This is a genomic window from Sphingopyxis sp. EG6 (assembly GCF_003609815.1).
In the GTDB taxonomy this organism is placed as follows: Bacteria; Pseudomonadota; Alphaproteobacteria; order Sphingomonadales; family Sphingomonadaceae; genus Sphingopyxis.
The window spans coordinates 3,567,088-3,585,355 of the sequence record NZ_AP017603.1; the positions used below are offsets into that span (position 1 = coordinate 3,567,088).

An 18,268-nucleotide genomic window follows, 5' to 3' on the forward strand; every position below is an offset into this window, starting at 1 on the left:
CCGCGCGCTAGGGCAGCCCCATGAGCGAAACGCTGCACAGCGATGTCCTGATCTCCGGCGGCGGCCTCGTCGGCCAGGCGCTTGCCCTTGCCCTGGCGCACCATGGCCTGTCGGTCCAGATCGTCGATCCCGCCGACCCGGTGGCGACGATCGCACCGGGATTCGATGGCCGCGCCTCGGCGATCGCCAGCGCGACCTGGCAGATGTTCGAGGTGCTGGGGATCGCGCAGCGGCTGGCGGGTCATGGCTGCCCGATCCGCGCGATCAAGGTCGGCGATGGCGCCCCCGACAGCGGCCGCGGCGGCGAGCTCGATTTCGTCACCGCCGACGGCGATCCGCCGCTTGGCACGATGATCGAGAACCGCCAGCTGCGTCTGGCACTCGCCGCGGGGTTGGCCGATGCACCGCTGGTGCGGCTGCATATGCCCGCCACCGTCACGACCCGCGACATCGGCGTCCATGGCGTCACGCTGACGCTCGCCGACGGGACAAGGCTTGCCGCGCCGCTGTTGATCGTCGCGGAGGGTCGCCGCTCGCCGACGCGCGATGCGGCGGGGTTCAGTATCGCGAGCTGGTCGTACCACCATCACGCGATGATCGGGGCGGTCGCGCATGAGCGGCCGCACGGCAATGTCGCGCACGAAATCTTCTATCCGTCGGGACCTTTCGCGCTGCTGCCGCTCGTCGATGACGGCGAAGGGCGGCATCGCTCGGCCTTTGTGTGGACCGTCGCCGAAAAGGACGGCCCCGGCTTTGCCAAGCTGGGCGACCGCGGCTTTGTCGCCGAAATCGAAAAGCGCGCCGGCGGGGTGCTCGGCGCGATGGAGCTCGTCGCGCCGCGCATGACCTATCCGCTCGGTTTCCACCACAGCGCGTCGATCGTCGCCGAGCGGATCGCGCTCGTCGGCGACGCCGCGCATGGCATTCATCCGATTGCGGGGCAGGGGCTCAACCTTGGCCTCCGCGATGTCGCGGCGCTCACCGAAGTGCTTGTCGAGGGGGCGCGGCTCGGGCTCGACCTCGGCGATGCGGCGCTGCTCGCGCGCTATCAGCGCTGGCGCGGGCTCGACAATATGATGGTCAGCCTCGCGACCGACGGGCTGACCCGGCTGTTCGGTATTCCGGGCCGCACCGCCGCCGCGGTGCGCCGCACCGGGCTCGGCGCGGTGCAGCGGCTGCCGATGCTCAAACGCTTCTTCATGGACGAAGCGCGCGGCGAGGCCGGTGATCTGCCCAAGCTGCTCGCGGGGGCCGAAGTCTAAAGTCTGTCCTGCTCAAGCAGAATCATTTCACCGTAGCCCTGAGCCTGTCGAAGGGCGCTTCTCGGCGATAAGCGCCCTTCGACAGGCTCAGGGCTACGTTTCCGTTTGAACAGGACAGACTCGAACCGGTTTTGTTCATCCGTCATCCCGGCGAAGGCCGGGATCTCGCCGGTGCGTAGAACCGCGAGGTTGAGATCCCGGCCTTCGCCGGGATGACGGAACATCTAAGCCTTGTTCGGCCGCGGTACGTATTTCTACCTAGCCCTCCAGCAGCCCACCGCTCACCCTGTTTCCTTATCCTTGTCACCGCGGCACCCCCGCCGCGGCACGATGGGGACGGACCATGTCGGCAAAAAGCGATGCACTCGAAACAGCGGTGACGGACTATATCCAGGCGCGAACCGCGCTCGATATGGCACCGGGCGCGCGGGCACGGACGCGCGCCGACCGAGCCTTCGCGCGCCTCGCGGAGCTGGCAGCGCCGCGCATCCGCTATTTCACCCGCCGCTACGGCCTCTCCGATGTCGCCGACGACGCGGCACAGGTCTGCGCCATCGCGCTGCACCGCGCCGCCGAACGCTATGATCCCGCCCGCGCACGTTTCACCACCTATGTAAACTGGCAGCTCCGTGCCGAGCTGCAGGCGCTGCGCCTGCGCCTCCACGGCGACCAGCGTTCGGCGGGGCGACGGCATGTCACCGCGACCTTGTCGCTCGAAGCCATGCAGGCGGATGGCGACGACGACTGGCTGATCGATCCCGCCGCCGAAGCCGCGACCGAACAAGCCGCTGCCGACGGGCTGGCGATGCTTGCCGCCGATCGCCTGGTTGCCGATTGGGCGACGCGGCGCCGCGCGACAATGTCGCGGACGGCGCGACACACGGATGCGCGGATCGAGGCGCGCGTCGCTGCCGAACAGGCGCTGGTCCGCCGCCAGCTGACCGTGACCGCAACGACCGAGCGACTAAGCGAAAGCGACCGCCATATCGTGCGCCGCGCGCTCGCCGACATCGCGCGCCACGCGGCGCCGCGCAAATTGCATTGAATGCCGCCTATTGCAGCGTGGCGCGGCCGTCGTCGCTATCGTAGCGACCGAAAAACTGCATCAGCTGGACGACCAGCTCCGCGCGCGCGTCGATCGGCGATGCTTCCAAGAGCGCCTGCTTGGCGGCGGCGTCGAACGGCGCGACCTGCGCGATGCCGTTGACCAGCGTCGCATCATCGAGCTGCCCGACCGAATCCCAATCGACGACATAACCCTGTCTGGTCGCAAAGCGCTTTGCCTCGCGTTCCAGACTGGCGCGCTCGACGCTCGACAGCACCGCATCATCCTCGATTTCGGCCTCGATCTCGGCCTCCACCTGACGAAAGGGGGTCGTGACGTCGAGTTCGCGGCGGACGCGAAACCGCGCCACGCCTTCCAGCACCAGATTGAAACGTCCCTCGTCGAGCGCTTCGACATCGACAATACGCCCGACGCAACCGACGTCATAGAGCGCGGGCGGCTCGCGGCTTTCCTCGCCCGGCAGCATACGCGGCTGGATCATCCCGATCTGGCGGTCGCGCGCCAACACCTCCTGCACCATCGCCGAATAGCGCGGCTCGAAAATATGCAGCGGCAGGTGCAGCCCGGGAAACAGCACCGCGCCGGGCAGCGGAAAAATCGCGATCCGCTGAATGGTCAGGGGCGCGTCCGCGTTCATCAACCAAACAGTACCAGCGACAGGCGGCGGCGCTGCGCCGCCACCCACGGGTCCTCCAGCCCGACGGCTTCGAACAGCGACAGCAGCTTGGCGCGCGCCGCGTCCTCCTGCCATTCGCGATCGGCGGCGACGATGTGGAGCAGATTGTCGGCAGCCGCGTCGCGTTGCCCCGCGCCGATCTGCGCACTGGCGAGGTCGAAGCGCGCCTGATGATCGGCAGGATCGGCGGCAAGAGCGGCTTCAAGCGCCGCCAGTTCGCCCGCATCGGGAGCGTCGGCGGCCAGTGCGAGTGCGCTTTTCGCCTGCGCGATCGCGGGGTCGTCGGCGATTTCAGCGGGCAGCATGTCGAGTGCACCTTGTGCGCTGGTCAGATCGCCTGCGAGGACAAAGGCGCGGATCAACCCGCCATGTGCCGCAGCATTGTCAGGCGCCATTTCGAGGATCTGCCCGAAGATGCTCGCGGCACGCTCGCCGTCGCCTTCGGCCAGCACGGTTTCACCCATGTCGATCAGCGGCGCGATCTCGACCGCGCGTGCCGTCGCTTCGCTTTCGATCGGCAGCTGCGCGAGCAGCTGGTCGAGCATCGACTTCAGCTGGCTTTCGGTGCGCGCGTTGGTCAGGTTGGCAACCGGCTGGCCCTGGAAAATCGCATAGACGGTCGGGATCGACTGGACCTGGAACTGGCTGGCGATGAAGCGATTCGCATCGACGTCGATCTTGGCGAGCAACACGCCCTTGTCGGCATAGTCGGCGGCGACCTTTTCCAGGATCGGGGTCAGCTGCTTGCACGGTCCGCACCATTCGGCCCAGAAATCGAGGATAACGAGGCTGGTCATCGACGGTTCGACGACGTCGCGGCGGAACGCTTCGACGGCTTCCTTTTCTTGCGGATTCAGACCCAATGTGGCCACGAAATCATGCTCCTGTTACGCGTCCCCGGTCGTCGGCGCGCCGACCGCAGAGACTCTTGTCCTGCTTATGTGGGAATTGCGGGCGATATGCCAACCCTTCGGCAAAAAACGCAAACAGGGCTTGCCGAGTCAAAAAGCCGGTGCTAATCGCCCGCCTCACCCGCTGGAACCGACCGGTTTCCAGCCGCCAGAGCGGGCGTAGCTCAGGGGTAGAGCACAACCTTGCCAAGGTTGGGGTCGAGGGTTCGAATCCCTTCGCCCGCTCCAGTTTTCCTAACAATTTCAGACACTTACGCCGAATGGCGGCGTAATACGCGTCGTTACGTGGGCTCGATTTTTGCCTCGCGTAATAAGGACGTAATATGATGGGAGCGAGCTGTCGGGTGCCTCTAGGGCAGGATCGGCGACGTTGTTCGCAGAGGTCCGAACATTCTTCCGCCGATCCGACACGCCTCACATGCTCTAATCTTTCTGCTGTTTGGCCTCTTGGCGGGCGTCGCGAAGGATTTCGATGCCGCCCTTGATCGCGATCAGCGCAGTCGCAAATCCAACCAGAAGGTCCGGCCAGTTCGTACCGAGCCACCAGACGAGGACACCCGCGATCAGGATGCCGCCGTTCGAGATGAAGTCGTTGTAGCTGAAGGTTGTCGCGGCTCTGAGGTTGACGTCCGGATCCTGAATGCGCTGCAAGAGCTTCAGACAAGCATAGTTCACCACCGCAGCGACGGCCGACATGATCATCATTGTCGGACCGATCGGTTCGCTGCCTTCGAAATAGCGCCGTCCTACATCGAACAGGACGCCGGCCGCGAAGACCAGCAGCATGACACCCGATGCCGTGGCAGCACGGGTTTTCCATTTCAGGCCGTGGCTGAGCGCAACGAGGCTCAAGGCATAGACCGCGGCGTCGGACAGATTGTCGAGCCCATTGGCGATGAGCGCGCTCGAATCGCCGAGCCCGCCGGTTACGAGGAAGGCGATCGCGATAGCCGAGTTCAGGACGAGAACGATCTGGAGCGTTCGCTTTTCGCGTTCGCTCCCGGATGCTTTTTCATTCATTGCAAGCTCCTCAATCCTCACCATCCCTAAAAGGAGGCGGAACCCGCTTGGGTTCCGCCCCAGTCAGCACTCTCGGTTGCCGCCGACAGGGGGGAATGGCGGCCATCCGGGAGTGTCTCAGCCTTCGGGGCTGGGGACGCTGCTCGGGCGCGCCAGCTCTTCCTCTTCGGCCTTCGCGGTCCGTCGATGGACCAGGAGGTACAGGGCCGGCAGCACGAGCAAAGTCAGGATCGTCGACGAGATGATCCCGCCGATGACGACAGTTGCCAGCGGCCGCTGCACCTCGGACCCAGCCCCGACATTGAGCGCCATCGGTACGAACCCGAGCGACGCCACCAGCGCCGTCATCATCACCGGTCTGAGGCGGGTCAGCGCGCCTTCGCGGATCGCCTCGACGAGCGCTTTTCCGCGTTCGCGCAGATCCTTGATGAAGGATAGCATCACCACGCCGTTCAGCACCGCGACCCCGGACAAAGCGATGAAGCCGACGCCCGCCGAGATCGATAACGGAATGTCGCGCAGCGCCAGCGCCGCGACCCCGCCCGTCAGCGCCAGAGGCACGCCCGAGAAGACGATCGCAGCATCGCGCACCGTGCCGAACAGCATGAACAGCAGCCCGAAGATCAGCAGCAGCACCAGCGGCACGACGATCTGGAGGCGCTCGGTCGCGGACTGAAGCTGCTCGAATGTGCCGCCATATTCGATGTAGTAACCATCGGGCAGCACGACCTCAGCTTCGACCTTTTGCGTGAGCTCGTCGATGAACGAGCCCAGATCGCGCCCACGAACATTCGCCGTGATCACCGCGCGGCGCTTGCCATTTTCGCGGCTGATCTGGTTCGGCCCCGCCGCGAGCGATATCTCCGCCAGCTCCGAAAGCGGCACGAAGCCGCCGGCCGGAAGTGCAACGGGGAGATTGCCGAGCGACGCGAGATCGGTGCGAATGGCCTCGGGAAGCCGGACGATGACGTCGAAGCGGCGGTCACCCTCGAAAAGCTCGCCGGCCTGACGGCCGCCGGTCGCTGTCGAAACCGCATCCTGCACCGTTTCCATGCTGACACCGTAGCGCGCGAGCTTGTCGCGATCGGGCGTGACCGAGAGCATCGGCAGGCCGGTGACCTGTTCGAGCTTCACGTCCTGCGCGCCCGCAATCCCGCCCGCGACTTCCTCGATCGCCTGCCCCGATTCGAGCAATTGATCGAGGTCGTCGCCGAACAACTTGATCGCCACGTCGGCGCGAACGCCGGCGATCAGCTCGTTCATGCGCATCTTCACCGGCTGGGTGAACTCATAATTGTTCCCTGGCACCTCGTTCGCCGCCTTGTTGAGTTCGGCAACGAGCTGGTCGCGCGTCTTTCTCGGATTGGGCCATTCCTTCCGGTCCTTGAGCATGATGAAATTATCGGCGACCGACGGGGGCATCGGATCGGTCGCTACCTCGGGAGTGCCGATCTTCGCGAACACCCGCTCGACTTCGGGGAACTGCCTGATCCTCTTCTCCAGCGCCTCCTGCATCGCGATCGACTGGGTGAGGCTCGTCCCCGGAATGCGCATCGCGTGCATCGCGATATCGCCTTCGTCGAGGTCCGGGATGAACTCGGACCCGAGACTGGTCGCCGCCACGCCGCTCAGCGCGACAAGCGCCAAAGCACCAGCCAGCGCAGCCTTCGGCCAATTGAGGACGCGGTCGAGCATCGGGCGGTAGCCCTTGCCGAGCCCGCGCATCAGCCAATTTTCCTTTTCTTCGACCTTGCCGGTCACGAACAGCGCCACCGCGGCCGGAACCAGGGTGAGCGACAGCAGCAGAGCGGCGGTAAGCGCGAGGACGACGGTGATCGCCATCGGATGGAAGGTTTTGCCCTCGACGCCCTCGAGCGCGAAGATCGGCAGATAGACTGCGGTGATGATAATAATGCCGAAGATGCTCGGCTTGATCACTTCTGCGCTTGCGGAAGCGACTAGGCCGAAGCGCTCGTCGCGGTCGAGCAGGCGTCCGAGCCTGTGCTGAGCCTCGCCGAGCCGGCGGAGGCAGTTCTCGACGATGATGACGGCCCCGTCGACGATGAGGCCGAAGTCGAGCGCCCCGAGGCTCATGAGGTTTGCCGATGTCCGCGTCTGGAGCATGCCCGTCAGCGTCATCAGCATCGCGACCGGAATGACCGCCGCCGTGATCAGCGCGGCCCGGAAATTGCCGAGCAGCAGGAACAGGATCACGATGACGAACAGCGCGCCCTCGGCGAGATTCTTCTGCACCGTCGAAATCGTCCGCTCGACGAGCGCGGTGCGATCGTAGAGCGGCTTGGCAACGACACCCTTCGGCAACGCACGCGAGGCTTCGACGAGGCGTTCGGCCGAGGCCTGCGCCACCACGCGCGGATTCTCGCCGATCAGCATCGAGACCGTCGCGAGGACGACTTCCTTGCCATTTTCGGTTGCGGCGCCTGTGCGGAGCCCCGAGCCGATCGCGACATCGGCGACGTCGGCGATCCGGATCGGAACCCCGCCGCGGGTGGTGACGATGATCTGCGACAGGTCACGCTCATTATTGGCCTGACCCGGCACGCGGATCAGAATCTGTTCGCCGCTGCGCTCGACATAACCGGCCCCGCGGTTGGCATTATTGGCCTCGAGTGCGGTGACGACATCGTTGAGCGAGAGATTGAGCGAGGCGAGCGAGGCCGGGTTGGGTGTCACATGATATTGGCGGGCATAGCCGCCGATCGTGTTGATCTCGGCGACCCCCGGAATCGTGCGCATCTGCGGCCGGATGACCCAATCGGACATCGTCCGGAGGTCTTCCGCCGTATAAGGCGTGCCGTCGGGTTTTCGCGCGCCCGGTTCGGCCTCGATCGAGAACATGAAGATTTCGCCGAGGCCCGTCGAGATCGGGCCCATTTCGGGCTCCATCCCGGGCGGAAGCTGGCCGCGCGCGGCCTGGAGCCGCTCGTTGACCTGCTGGCGCGCGAAATAGATGTCGGTCCCGTCCTCGAAGACGACAGTGACCTGGCTCAGGCCATAGCGCGAGATCGACCTGGTATAGTTGAGGTTCGGGATGCCCGCGATCGCGGTCTCGATCGGATAGGTGATGCGCTGCTCGGACTCGAGCGGCGAATAGCCTTCCGCCTTGGTGTTGATCTGGACCTGGACGTTGGTGATGTCGGGAACGGCGTCGATGGGCAATTTGGTCGCGCTCCACGCGCCGATCGCGCAGAGGAGCGCGACCACCGCGAGGACGAGCCATCGTTGCCGGATCGAAAAGCCTATGGTTCTGGCTAGCATGTTATCCTGCTCCCCGATCAATGGTCGTGGCCCGCGCCGGACTTTTCGATGTCGGCGCGAACGAGGAAACTGCCCTTGGTGACATAGGCGGTGCCGGGCTTGATGCCCGACAGGACCTCGGTCCATTCGGGCGACGAACGGCCGAGCTTCAGCATCCGGACCTCATAGTCCTGCCCGAAATTGGCATAGACCACCTTGAAGTCGCGGAAGGGCTGGATCGCCTCGGTGCGCACGGCAAGCGGCACGGTGACGGGGTTGACCATCACGCGGCCGCGCAAGGCCATGCCAGGGCGGAGCGTTCCCGAGCGGTTCGGGATGGTCGCGCGGATGAGCGCAGTGCCCGCCTCGACATTGCCGTCGGGCAGGAACTGCCCGAGCGGCGCGGTCGCGATTTCGGCGCCGTCCTGCGTCTCCACCGTCACCCGCATGCCCGGACGTATGATCGCGAGGTCGCGGGGGAAGATGTTGAAGACGACCGTGGTCTGCGCCGGGTCGGTGACCACATAGAGTGCGCGCCCGTCGGTGACGTCGCCGGGGTTGGCGTTGCGCTCGGCGATCACGCCGCCGACCGTCGCATATACCGGATAGACCTGGAGGCTCTCGCTCGACTCGATGCGCGCGAGCAGTTCCCCACGGCGGACGCTGTCGCCCACCGCCTTGGTCACCGAGACGACGCGGCCGGGGAACTGGCCGCGAATTTCGGAGCGGGCGGTCGGCGACAGTTGGACGGTGCCGTAGAGTTCGCGCATTTCGCCCACCGTCGCCGGTCCGACGACCGCGGTTTCGATGCCTCCGGCCTTGGCGGCGTCAGCCCCGATCCGCGTGCGCCCTTCGGGGTTCGCATATTTCCAAACGTGCCGCTTGCCGCCCGTCACCGCGACAACCTCGACGTCGAAGCTGTGCGGTTCGGTGACGACACCTTGCCCTGCGAGGAATTTGCCCTGCGGGCGGAAGGTGAAGCGATCGACGTCGCCGCCAAGCCGCGTGAGGGTGATGGCGAGCTGGACATCCTTCGGGTCGACCGGTTTGCCGTCCCGCGTTGCGAAAACGCGGAATTGCGGCTCGGTGCCATTCTCGAAGATTATGACCTCGACCGCGAAATCGCCATTCTTGAGCAATTTGCCACCGTTCGGGCCTTTGGCATCTTCCTCGCCTTCGCCCTCAGCGTGGCTTTCGCCTTCTTCATGCTTGTCTTCGCCCTCGGCTCCGCCACCGCAGGCAGCGAGAGGCACAGCAAGGAACAGCGCCGCAGCCGCGGCGGGAAATGGAAACTTCTTCATGGAATATTCTCCGCAAGGGGAGCCGCATCGAAGCGGCCGGTCAGGCGATCGATCTCCGCGAGCAAATCGCGGTAGCGTGTCATGGCCTCGGCCCACTGACCCTGGATCTGGATGATGACGTCGGCGGCATCCTGTACGTCGGCGAACAGGAACCCGCCGCGGGCATAGCCTTCGCGCACCTGGCCGAGCGTCTTCACCGCCTTGGGATAGACGTCGTTCATGATGCCCTCGGCCCGGACGCGTGCGGCGTCGGCATCGGCGCGCAGCGACGCGAGGCGCCGCAGCCGCTCGAGCCGGCTCGCTTCGGATTGGAACTCGAGCTGCCGCCGTTCGGCCTGCGCCCGGGCGATATTGCCCTGGTTGCGGTCGAACCGTCCGAGCGGGATCGAGATGCCGCCAAGAACGGCGACATCATTGGTCTCGCGAAGAAAGCGCGTGCCGCCCGAGACCGTATAGTCTTGGTGCGCACGGCTCTGCTCGACGACGACCTGCGCGCGGGCCCGGTCGACGGCGGCGTCGAAGACCGCCGCGTCGGCTTCGGCGAGCGGCGGATCGCGCGGATCGGGTTTCTCGATCCCCTCGGCGATAACGAGGCTGTCAGGCGTGCCGCCCCAGAAGGAGGTGAGCAATGCGCGTGCGGACTGCCGCTTCGCCTGGGCTTCCTTCAGGGCCAGTTCGGCTTCGAGAATGCGGGCATCGGCGCGCGTCTCGACGAAGAGCGGATCCTTGTAGCCGCGCACGCGCCTGATCGCTTCGGTCCGCATCTCCTTTTCAAGTTTGACGCGATCCTCTGCGATCCAGACCATCTGCTCGGCGATCTGGACGTCGATATAGGCGCGCTGCACTTCCTGGGCGATGTCGAGCCGGACGAGCCGCCACTGCGCCTCGGCGAGAACGACACCGCGCTCGGCAAGCGCCATTCGCGCCTCGCGCTTGCCCCCGCGTTCGAGCGGCTGCGAATAGGTGACGGTGAGTTCCGATTGCCGGAACAGGCCATAGCCGCCCGTCCCGACGCCATTGTCCATGTCGACCGACACGGTCGGATTGGGACGGACGCGGGCTTGCAGCTGGTCGGCGCGCGCGGCGTCGACCCCCGCTTCGCCCGCTCTAAGCTCGGGCGATGCAGCGATGGCCCGCTCGACCGCCTGGTCGAGCGTTAGCGGCTGGGCCCAAACGGACCCCGCCAGCAGCGCAGCCCCGGCCAACAGGGCGGCGCGCATATGGATATGCATGAATGATCACTCCTGAACGATTCGACTGAGCGCAGGCCGAAAAGGGGCCGCGCGGCAGGCGGCGTTCAGGCGAGGGGAGGGTTCAGGGGCGGTGCGAGCGCGCGCGAAGCGAGGCGCGTCGCGGGCAACGCAAAGTGCAGGCCGCCGGAAAAACAGGACAGATCGTCATGACCCGAAAGGGCCTGATCGGATGCGACCGGGCAATTATGGTGACTGCCGTGGAGGTCGGCGTCCTGCTGACCTTTTTGCGTGTCCTTGTCCGACGCATGGCCCGGCTCGACATGGTGCGAAAGATGCGAATCCGTCGCATGGTGCGTCATGCCCGCCATCGCCGGCGCAGCATTGTGGAGCCCGCTGAGCAGCAGGATGAACACAAGCAACAGGCGAAGGGTAGCGCCGGACATGGTCGCGCCCCTAACAGCGAATGACCCGTTCCGGAAGTCCAAAACCGGATCAATCGGTTCGCGCAGCGCGGCTCTCCGTCGACCGGGCCGTTTCGATCAGCGCTTCGAGGGCCTGCGGCATCGGCATCGGCTCGAAGGCGCTCACCCGCGCGCGACCATTATTCCCTGCGGGGAGGCGGCCGGTCAGCGAACCGAGCGGGACGAGCAGGAACCGCATTGCCTGACCGGTAGCTTCACGGGCATCGCCGAGCTCGATCGCATAGCGAAACATGTGCCAGTGGGAGGCGAGATGCGCGCCCATATAGGGCTGGCTCAATATATGTTCCCATTCCAGCGCCTGCCACGCAGCGGCTTCATCTCCGATTCGGCGTGATTCGCAAAACAGGCGATATTGCTCGCGCAGCAGCGGCTCGATGACGGCCATGCTCACGGGATTTACTGTCGGCGGCACCATCCTCTTTCCCCCTTTTTTGTGCAGGGCAGGCTCTTGCACCCTGTAGTAGATACAGGGTCAAGCCCTGATGTTCCGGCAGGACGCTGTGCCGCTCTGCGTCCGATTTACCCCCTCGTCTCACGGGAAGCATATCGCTCGAATGTCGTCCCGAACAAAGGAGGCGGGAGCCAATAGCGAAGCGATAGAAATAAGAGTGAAAGACAATTGTAGAATTATTGTGCTTAACGCGTGATTGTTCGGCCGATATCCTGTTTCTTGAGGCGCATCTGCAACTATAGAGGGGCAAGGTGCACTGCTCTCTTACCTCCATGAGATAAAATTACGGAGCCGGTTCGGGGGTTCGAAGAGTGCCGCCGAAGTTGATTGAAAATCTTCTACTTTTCACCGCGCCGTTTCGATGCTAGGGGCCGGTTTCAATGCGACGGGTGATCCTCTTCCTCCTGACCCTTCTCCTTGCATCCGGAACGGTTGCGGGGTCGCTCGCACATGCGACCGAGGATCGGGCCGAGGCGAGCCTTTTCGTTGCTGTGATCGAAGCCGGCTGCGTTCCCGCACCGGCGATCGAAGGCGCCGAAGTCGACAAGAAAAAATCCTCTCCCGGCGAAAAGCAGCAGGTGCCTGCCGCCGCTCATGGCTGCCACGGTCACCATTCGGGCGTCCCGGCGGAATCGCTGTCGGCAGCGACCGAAACGCCTGCCCCTGAAGCGCATACGCGCATCCTGACGGCCGCCTTGCCGCCCGTCGCCTATATCGGGACGTTCCGCCCTCCAATCGCCTGACGCTCTAGGTCTGCGCGTGCCCTTCGCGTGCGCTTCTCCCTGGAAACGTCAGGAGTCTCCTTTTCATGAAATCCATAGTTGTCGCCGCGAGTCTCGTGGCGCTCGTTGCAGGCTCAAATTCCGCGCCCGCCGCTGCCCAGTCGGCAGCGACGGAGCTGGTGGGACCGCCTTCTTCCGCAGGCGAGGCCGTGCGTACCGGCCCGCTTCCCGCTCGATTGTCCCTCGCGCAGGCGATGGAGGAAGCCGACGCGCGCTCGCCGCGCGTGGTTGCCGCCGAAGCCGAAGTGGAGGCCGCTCGCGGTCGCCAGCGTCAGGCGGGCTATCGCTACAATCCGACGCTCAATGTCGATGTCGAGAATTTCGCAGGCACCGGCCCCTACTCGGGCCTGAACGGTCTCGAAACGACCGTGTCGGTCAATCAGCGTCTCGATATCGGGGGCCGGCGCCGGTCGCGCATGACGCTCGCCGACGCCGAGTTTCTGGCCGCGAAGTACAAGTTGGAGATTGCACGCGCAGATCTTGCGCTCGATGTCCGCAACCAGTTCGCGACCGCTCTCGCGGCCCGCGATAGCCTCGCGCTCGCACGCGAAAATGAAGCGCGTGCCCGCGAACTCGTCCGCGTGGCACAGGCCATGGTCGATACCGGCAACGAGCCGCCGCTCCGTGCGTTCCGCGCCAATGCGGCTCTCGTTCAGGCCACCGCCGAGCTACGCACGGCCGAGGCCGAAGAAAGGACCGCCCGGCGTTCGCTCGCGGCGCTCCTTGGAAGCTCGGTCCCGCCTGCCGAGTTGATGGAAGGCGATATGTGGGTGGCACCGGAGACGGTGGACTCGCTCGCGACGCTCGACGTTCGCTTGGCAGAAACCGAGAAGCTGATTGCTGAAGCGCGGCTCCAGGGGCAGCGCGCCGATGGCCGGCTCGATCCGTCGGTCGGCTTCGGGGTGCGTCAGCTTCGCGACACCGGCGATCGCGCATTGATCGCCAATGTTTCCGTGCCGCTCCCCGTCTTCGACCGCAACCGCGGCAACATCTCGGCAGCCAAATCCGATGTCGCCGCCGCCATTGCGCGGCGCGAGAATGCAGTGGTCAATGCTCAGGCGGAGATCGCCAATGCGCAGGCCGAACTCGAAGCCGCAGAGGCCCGCCTCGCGGCGCTTGAGGGTAGCGGCATCGAGCAGGCGCGCGAAGGTGTCCGGCTCGCCGAACTCAGCTACCGCGCCGGCAAGTCCTCGCTCGTCGAATATATCGACGCGCAGCAGGCCTATGCGGCAACGCAGGCCGAACTGATCGCGGCGCGCCAGGCCCGGGCCGAAGCCCGCGCCATCCTATCGCGCCAGGCAGCCGCCGACGGCGATGCGGATCATCAGCCATGAGCGCGCCGAGCCTTCCAGTGGACGGAGGCGCCTTCGCCATCGTCCTTCCAAGTCAACAGGGGTGCGCCGCCGGTCGGCGCGCGAACCGCATCAACAGCGGAGATAGAATATGATCACCAAGGACAAGCGTCTCCTCGGCACTGTCGCGGGCGCCATGATACTCGCTGCCGTCACGGGCTTCGGCGTTGCACGCTGCACCGCCGACCCGGCCGCCGCGCCGGCTGCCGAAGGCGAAAAGGAAGCGGCGAGCGAAGCCCTTCCGAGCAGCCTCGCCATCACGCCCGAAGCGATCAAGGCCGCCGAGATCGGCGTCGAGACGATCGGCGCCGGCGGACTCGGTTCGGAAATCATCTCGCAAGCGACCGTTACCGCCGCGCCGAGCGGCGAGGCGATCGTCACCGCCCGCGCGGGCGGCGCGGTCACCCGTCTCTTCAAGCGGCTCGGCGATCCGGTCAGCGCCGGTGAGACGATCGCGATCGTGCAAAGCCGCGACGCCGCCCAGATTGCGGCCGAACGGATTGCCGCCGATGCGCGCTCGACGCTCGCGCAGAAAAATCTCCACCGCGAGAAGACCCTGTTCGACCAGAAGGTGTCGGCGCGCGTCGACTATGAGCAGGCGCAAGCCGAAGCCGCGGCCGCCGCGGCCGAAGCGCAGCGCGCGCGTGCCGCAGCGAGCGCCGCGCAGGTCACGCGCGATGGCAGCAGCGTCATCGTGGCAAGCCCGATCTCGGGACGGATCACGGCCGAGAACGCCAGCCTTGGCGCCTTCGTTCAGCCCGAAACCGAATTGTTCCGCGTTGCCGATCCCAGCAAGGTGCAGATCGAGGCCGCCGTCGGTCCGGCCGATGCCCAGCGGCTCTCGCCCGGAGACCGTGCGATCATCGAACTTCCCGACGGACGGACGATCGATGCCCGCGTGCGCGCCGTCACGCCCGGCCTGTCGGGCGACACGCGCTCGGCAACCGCCGTGCTCGACGTACCCGGGGCGCTCCAGCCGGGCTTGGCGGTCCGGGTGCGGCTGCTTCCGAGCCGCGGCGCCGAAACCGGTGGGCCGGCCCGTATCGTGATCGCGGACGAAGCCCTCCAGACGCTCGAAGGCCGCGACGTGGTGTTCGTCCGCACGAAGGACGGCTTCCGCGCGCAGCAGGTGACCGTCGGCCAGCGCAGCGCGGGCCGTGTCGAAATCCTCGCCGGGCTGAAGCCGGGCCAGATCGTCGCGACCAAGAACGCATTCCTGCTCAAGGCCGAACTCGGCAAGGGCGCGGGCGAGGAGGAATAAACCGTGATCGCGAAACTGATGGCGCTATCCGTCCGCGCGCGCTGGGCGGTACTCTTTCTCTTCCTCGTGATCGCGGGACTCGGCGTATGGCAGCTCACCAAGCTGCCGATCGACGCGGTTCCCGACATCACCAACAAGCAGGTGCAAATCAACACGATCGATCCGCGTCTCTCGCCGGTCGAAATCGAGAAGCTCGTAACCTATCCGATCGAAATCTCGCTCGCCGGCATTCCGGGGCTCGAGACGACACGCTCGATCTCGCGCAACGGCTTCAGCCAGGTGACGGCAATCTTCACCGATGAAACCGACCTCTATTTCGCGCGCCAGCAGGTGGGCGAACGGCTTCTCCAGGCGGGCGAGAATCTTCCCGACGGGGCCCAGCCGCAGATCGGTCCCGTCACGACGGGTCTCGGCGAGGTCGTCATGTACACCGTCGGCTACAAAAATCCCGACGGGAAGGGCGCCAAGAAGGTCGCGGGCCAACCAGGTTGGCAACCCGACGGCAGCTATCTGACCCCCGAGGGCGATATCCTCACCGACGAGATCGCCAAATCGGGCTATCTTCGCACGGTCCAGGACTGGATCGTCAGCCCGCAATTGAAGTCGGTCGGCGGCGTCGCCGGCGTCGACTCGATCGGCGGCTATGCCAAGACCTTCGTGGTCGAACCCGATCCGACCCGCCTCACCAGCTACGGCATTTCCTATAGCGAACTGGGCGAAGCCCTTGAACGCGCCAACCTCGCGGTCGGTGCCAACTACTATAACCGGGCAGGCGAGGCCTATCTCGTGCGCGTCGATGCACGCGTCCGCTCGGTCGACGAAATCCGCAACGCCGTCGTCGCGACGCGCGGCGGCGTGCCCGTGACGGTTGGACAGCTCGCCAATGTGAAGATCGGCGGCGACCTCAGAACCGGTGCGGGCAGCATGAACGGCAAGGAGGCGGTCATCGGGACCGTGCTCATGCTGATCGGGCAGAATAGCCGCACTGTTGCGGAGGATGTTTCGGCGAAGATCGCGCAGGTGTCGAAGACCCTGCCGCCCGGCGTCGAAGTGAAGGTGGTACTCGACCGCGCCAAGCTCGTGAACGCAACCGTCGGCACGGTTGAAAAGAACCTCACCGAAGGCGCGCTGCTCGTAGCGGCCGCGCTCTTCTTCCTGCTCGGCAACTGGCGCGCCGCGATCATCGCGGTGCTCGTCATTCCCTTCTCCTTCCTGATGATGGCGATGGGCATGAACGCCTTCCGGGTCCCCGGTAACCTGATGAGCCTCGGCGCGCTCGACTTCGGTCTGATCGTCGACGGGGCGGTGATCATCATCGAAAACTGCCTCGCCAGACTGGCGCACCGGCAGGAGCATGAAGGGAGATTGCTCAACCTTCGCGAACGTCTCGAGGAGACGATGCGCGCGAGCCAGGAGATGATCAAACCGACCGTCTTCGGCCAGGCGATCATCCTACTGGCCTTCGCGCCGTTGCTGATGTTTACGGGCGTCGAGGGGAAGACCTTCTCGCCGATGGCCATCACCATCATGCTCGCGCTCGTTGCGGCCTTCATTCTCGCGATCACCCTGGTTCCGGCGCTTGTCGCGCTGATGATTCGCGGCAAGGTTGCCGAGAAGGAAGTCTGGGCGATCCGCAAGTCGAAGGAGCGCTACCTGCCCTTGCTCGACAAGGCGCTCGCCAAGCCGTGGGCTTTCATCGCCGGCGGCTTTGCCTTCTTCGTCCTTGCGATCCCGGCGTTCGGACTGCTCGGCTCGGAATTCATTCCGCAGCTCGACGAGAAGAATATGGCGCTTGCCTCGACGCGCGTGCCTTCGGTGAGCCTCGAACAGTCTCTGGTCATGCAGCGCAACGTCGAGACGGCGATCTCGAGCCTGCCCGAAGTCGAGCTGATGTTTTCGAAGACGGGTACGGCCGAGGTGGCGACCGACCCGATGCCGCCGAACATCTCCGACGGTTTCGTGATCCTGAAACCCCAGGATCAGTGGCCGGCAGGTGTCGATTCGAAGGCCGATGTCGTCGAGCGTATCGAGAAAGCCGCTGGCGGCCAGCTCGGCCAGCTTTATGAAGTCAGCCAGCCGATCCAGCTTCGTTTCAACGAACTGATCGCGGGCGTTCGCGGCGACGTGGCCATCAAGCTCTACGGGGACGACCTCGACAAGATGTCGCTCGCGGCGAACGAGATGGTGCGCGTGCTCCAGGGCATACCGGGTGCGGGCAGCGTCAAGGCCGACCAAGTGGGCGGCGCTCCGACGCTCGACGTGAAGCTCGATCGCAATGCGATCGCGCGCTACGGTCTCTCGGTACAGGAGGTTGCCGATACGGTGTCGGCGGCGCTCGGCGGGCGGGAATCCGGCCTGCTCTATGAGGGCGACAGGCGCTTCGACATCACGGTTCGCGTCCCCGACGCGACCCGGGTCAATCTCGACGACATCCGCGCGCTGCCCGTGTTGCTGCCCTCCGAGGGCGGCAATCGCGGACAGATACCGCTCGCCCAGGTGGCGCAGATCCGGCTGACCGAAGGGCTCAACCAGATCAGCCGCGAAAATGGCAAGCGGCGCGTCGTCGTGCAGGTGAACCTCGAAGGCCGCGATGCGGGATCCTTCGTGGCCGAAGCGCAGGCGAAGATCGCCAATGTGAAGCTTCCGGCGGGCTATTACCTCGAATGGGGCGGGCAGTTCGAAAGTCTGCAGGCCGCATCGCAGCGGCTCTCGATCGTGGTGCCGCTCTGCTTCGCGGGCATCTTCATCCTGCTTTACATGGCGCTCGGCACGTTCGGGCGCGCGACCGCCGTGTTCCTCGCCGTGCCGCTTGGGCTCGCGGGCGGGGTGTTCACTCTCGCGCTTACGGGCATCAACTTCTCGGTGTCGGCGGCGGTGGGCTTCATCTGCCTTGCCGGCGTCGCGGTGCTCAACGGTCTCGTCGTCATGACGGCGATCCGCGAACGGCTCGAGAATGATGTCCCGCTCACGGAGGCAATCCGCGAGGGCATGACCGAGAAGATGCGTGCGGTGATCATGACCGGCTTCGTGCCCGCGATCGGCTTCGTGCCGATGGCGATCGCGACCGGCACGGGTGCCGAGGTGCAGAAGCCTCTCGCGACGACCGTCATCGGCGGTCTCATCGCGGCGACCATCCTGACGCTGCTCGTTCTCCCCGCGATCGCAAAAGTCGTCCTCGGGGCGAACTGGCAGCCGAAGTTCCTCAAGCGAAAAGCGGAGTCGGCGGTCCAGCCGGTCACGGAATAGGGAGAGA

General features: G+C 65.5%; 14 protein-coding genes and 1 tRNA gene. 7 read left to right on the top strand and 8 right to left on the bottom strand.

What is annotated here, in order from left to right; all coding sequences use genetic code 11:
• The first annotated feature begins 20 nt into the window (after positions 1-20).
• Together SPYCW_RS17255 and SPYCW_RS17265 are read left to right on the top strand one after the other, a co-directional pair.
• Entirely contained in the window at positions 21-1,262 is a 1,242-nt protein-coding gene (locus tag SPYCW_RS17255; RefSeq protein WP_120217852.1) for an FAD-dependent monooxygenase, read from the top strand.
• Between the two features lie 343 nt (positions 1,263-1,605).
• Positions 1,606-2,307 carry a sigma factor gene (locus tag SPYCW_RS17265; RefSeq protein WP_120217854.1) on the top strand — a complete coding sequence of 234 codons (702 nt, stop codon included), beginning with the start codon at positions 1,606-1,608 and terminating at the stop codon, positions 2,305-2,307.
• Between the two features lie 7 nt (positions 2,308-2,314).
• On the opposite strand, the gene SPYCW_RS17270 is transcribed toward SPYCW_RS17265, so the two are convergent.
• Both SPYCW_RS17270 and SPYCW_RS17275 read right to left on the bottom strand, forming a co-directional pair.
• Positions 2,315-2,965 carry an LON peptidase substrate-binding domain-containing protein gene (locus SPYCW_RS17270; RefSeq protein WP_120217855.1) on the bottom strand — a complete coding sequence of 217 codons (651 nt, stop codon included), beginning with the start codon at positions 2,963-2,965 and terminating at the stop codon, positions 2,315-2,317.
• Positions 2,965-3,876: a tetratricopeptide repeat protein gene (locus SPYCW_RS17275; protein WP_120217856.1), complete on the bottom strand. Its 912-nt coding sequence runs from the start codon at positions 3,874-3,876 to the stop codon at positions 2,965-2,967. Before SPYCW_RS17275 ends, SPYCW_RS17270 begins: the two co-directional genes overlap by 1 nt.
• Positions 3,877-4,068: 192 nt before the next feature.
• Here SPYCW_RS17275 and SPYCW_RS17280 point away from each other — a divergent pair.
• Positions 4,069-4,143 (top strand) — tRNA-Gly (locus SPYCW_RS17280).
• Between the two features lie 195 nt (positions 4,144-4,338).
• Here the strand turns inward: SPYCW_RS17280 and SPYCW_RS17285 are convergent.
• The 6 genes from SPYCW_RS17285 to SPYCW_RS17310 form a co-directional block, all read right to left on the bottom strand.
• Positions 4,339-4,935, bottom strand: coding sequence for a cation transporter (locus SPYCW_RS17285; protein ID WP_003046522.1), 597 nt, complete (start codon positions 4,933-4,935; stop codon positions 4,339-4,341).
• Positions 4,936-5,052: 117 nt separating this feature from the next.
• Complete coding sequence (locus SPYCW_RS17290) at positions 5,053-8,214, bottom strand: efflux RND transporter permease subunit (protein ID WP_120217857.1); 3,162 nt, start codon at positions 8,212-8,214, stop codon at positions 5,053-5,055.
• Positions 8,215-8,231: 17 nt separating this feature from the next.
• Positions 8,232-9,494, bottom strand: a complete 1,263-nt coding sequence (locus SPYCW_RS17295) for an efflux RND transporter periplasmic adaptor subunit (RefSeq protein ID WP_003046516.1) — start codon at positions 9,492-9,494, stop codon at positions 8,232-8,234.
• Positions 9,491-10,726, bottom strand: coding sequence for a TolC family protein (locus SPYCW_RS17300; protein ID WP_003046513.1), 1,236 nt, complete (start codon positions 10,724-10,726; stop codon positions 9,491-9,493). The genes SPYCW_RS17295 and SPYCW_RS17300 overlap by 4 nt, the downstream gene beginning before the upstream one ends.
• A gap of 65 nt (positions 10,727-10,791) precedes the next feature.
• Complete coding sequence (locus tag SPYCW_RS17305; RefSeq protein WP_003046510.1) at positions 10,792-11,130, bottom strand: hypothetical protein; 339 nt, start codon at positions 11,128-11,130, stop codon at positions 10,792-10,794.
• Between the two features lie 49 nt (positions 11,131-11,179).
• Positions 11,180-11,554 carry a DUF3703 domain-containing protein gene (locus SPYCW_RS17310; RefSeq protein WP_037553271.1) on the bottom strand — a complete coding sequence of 125 codons (375 nt, stop codon included), beginning with the start codon at positions 11,552-11,554 and terminating at the stop codon, positions 11,180-11,182.
• Between the two features lie 446 nt (positions 11,555-12,000).
• Here SPYCW_RS17310 and SPYCW_RS17315 point away from each other — a divergent pair, with 446 nt between their 5' ends.
• The 4 genes from SPYCW_RS17315 (at position 12,001) to SPYCW_RS17330 (ending at position 18,261) form a co-directional block, all read left to right on the top strand.
• Positions 12,001-12,363 (top strand): hypothetical protein, encoded by a 363-nt coding sequence (locus SPYCW_RS17315; protein WP_003046504.1) that lies wholly within the window; start codon positions 12,001-12,003, stop codon positions 12,361-12,363.
• A 65-nt stretch (positions 12,364-12,428) separates the two neighbouring features.
• Entirely contained in the window at positions 12,429-13,736 is a 1,308-nt protein-coding gene (locus SPYCW_RS17320; protein WP_037553274.1) for a TolC family protein, read from the top strand.
• 109 nt (positions 13,737-13,845) lie between these two features.
• Positions 13,846-15,015, top strand: a complete 1,170-nt coding sequence (locus tag SPYCW_RS17325) for an efflux RND transporter periplasmic adaptor subunit (protein ID WP_003046498.1) — start codon at positions 13,846-13,848, stop codon at positions 15,013-15,015.
• Positions 15,016-15,018: 3 nt separating this feature from the next.
• Positions 15,019-18,261, top strand: a complete 3,243-nt coding sequence (locus SPYCW_RS17330) for an efflux RND transporter permease subunit (RefSeq protein ID WP_003046495.1) — start codon at positions 15,019-15,021, stop codon at positions 18,259-18,261.
• Positions 18,262-18,268: the final 7 nt, after the last annotated feature.

Bases quoted from the DNA above. Each gene is read 5' to 3' on its own strand.
- SPYCW_RS17255 (WP_120217852.1), top strand. From the start codon at position 21: ATGAGCGAAACGCTGCACAGCGATGTCCTGATCTCCGGCGGCGGCCTC.
- SPYCW_RS17265 (WP_120217854.1), top strand. From the start codon at position 1,606: ATGTCGGCAAAAAGCGATGCACTCGAAACAGCGGTGACGGACTATATC.
- SPYCW_RS17270 (WP_120217855.1), bottom strand. From the start codon at position 2,965: ATGAACGCGGACGCGCCCCTGACCATTCAGCGGATCGCGATTTTTCCG.
- SPYCW_RS17285 (WP_003046522.1), bottom strand. From the start codon at position 4,935: ATGAATGAAAAAGCATCCGGGAGCGAACGCGAAAAGCGAACGCTCCAG.
- SPYCW_RS17290 (WP_120217857.1), bottom strand. From the start codon at position 8,214: ATGCTAGCCAGAACCATAGGCTTTTCGATCCGGCAACGATGGCTCGTC.
- SPYCW_RS17295 (WP_003046516.1), bottom strand. From the start codon at position 9,494: ATGAAGAAGTTTCCATTTCCCGCCGCGGCTGCGGCGCTGTTCCTTGCT.
- SPYCW_RS17300 (WP_003046513.1), bottom strand. From the start codon at position 10,726: ATGCATATCCATATGCGCGCCGCCCTGTTGGCCGGGGCTGCGCTGCTG.
- SPYCW_RS17305 (WP_003046510.1), bottom strand. From the start codon at position 11,130: ATGTCCGGCGCTACCCTTCGCCTGTTGCTTGTGTTCATCCTGCTGCTC.
- SPYCW_RS17310 (WP_037553271.1), bottom strand. From the start codon at position 11,554: ATGGCCGTCATCGAGCCGCTGCTGCGCGAGCAATATCGCCTGTTTTGC.
- SPYCW_RS17315 (WP_003046504.1), top strand. From the start codon at position 12,001: ATGCGACGGGTGATCCTCTTCCTCCTGACCCTTCTCCTTGCATCCGGA.
- SPYCW_RS17320 (WP_037553274.1), top strand. From the start codon at position 12,429: ATGAAATCCATAGTTGTCGCCGCGAGTCTCGTGGCGCTCGTTGCAGGC.
- SPYCW_RS17325 (WP_003046498.1), top strand. From the start codon at position 13,846: ATGATCACCAAGGACAAGCGTCTCCTCGGCACTGTCGCGGGCGCCATG.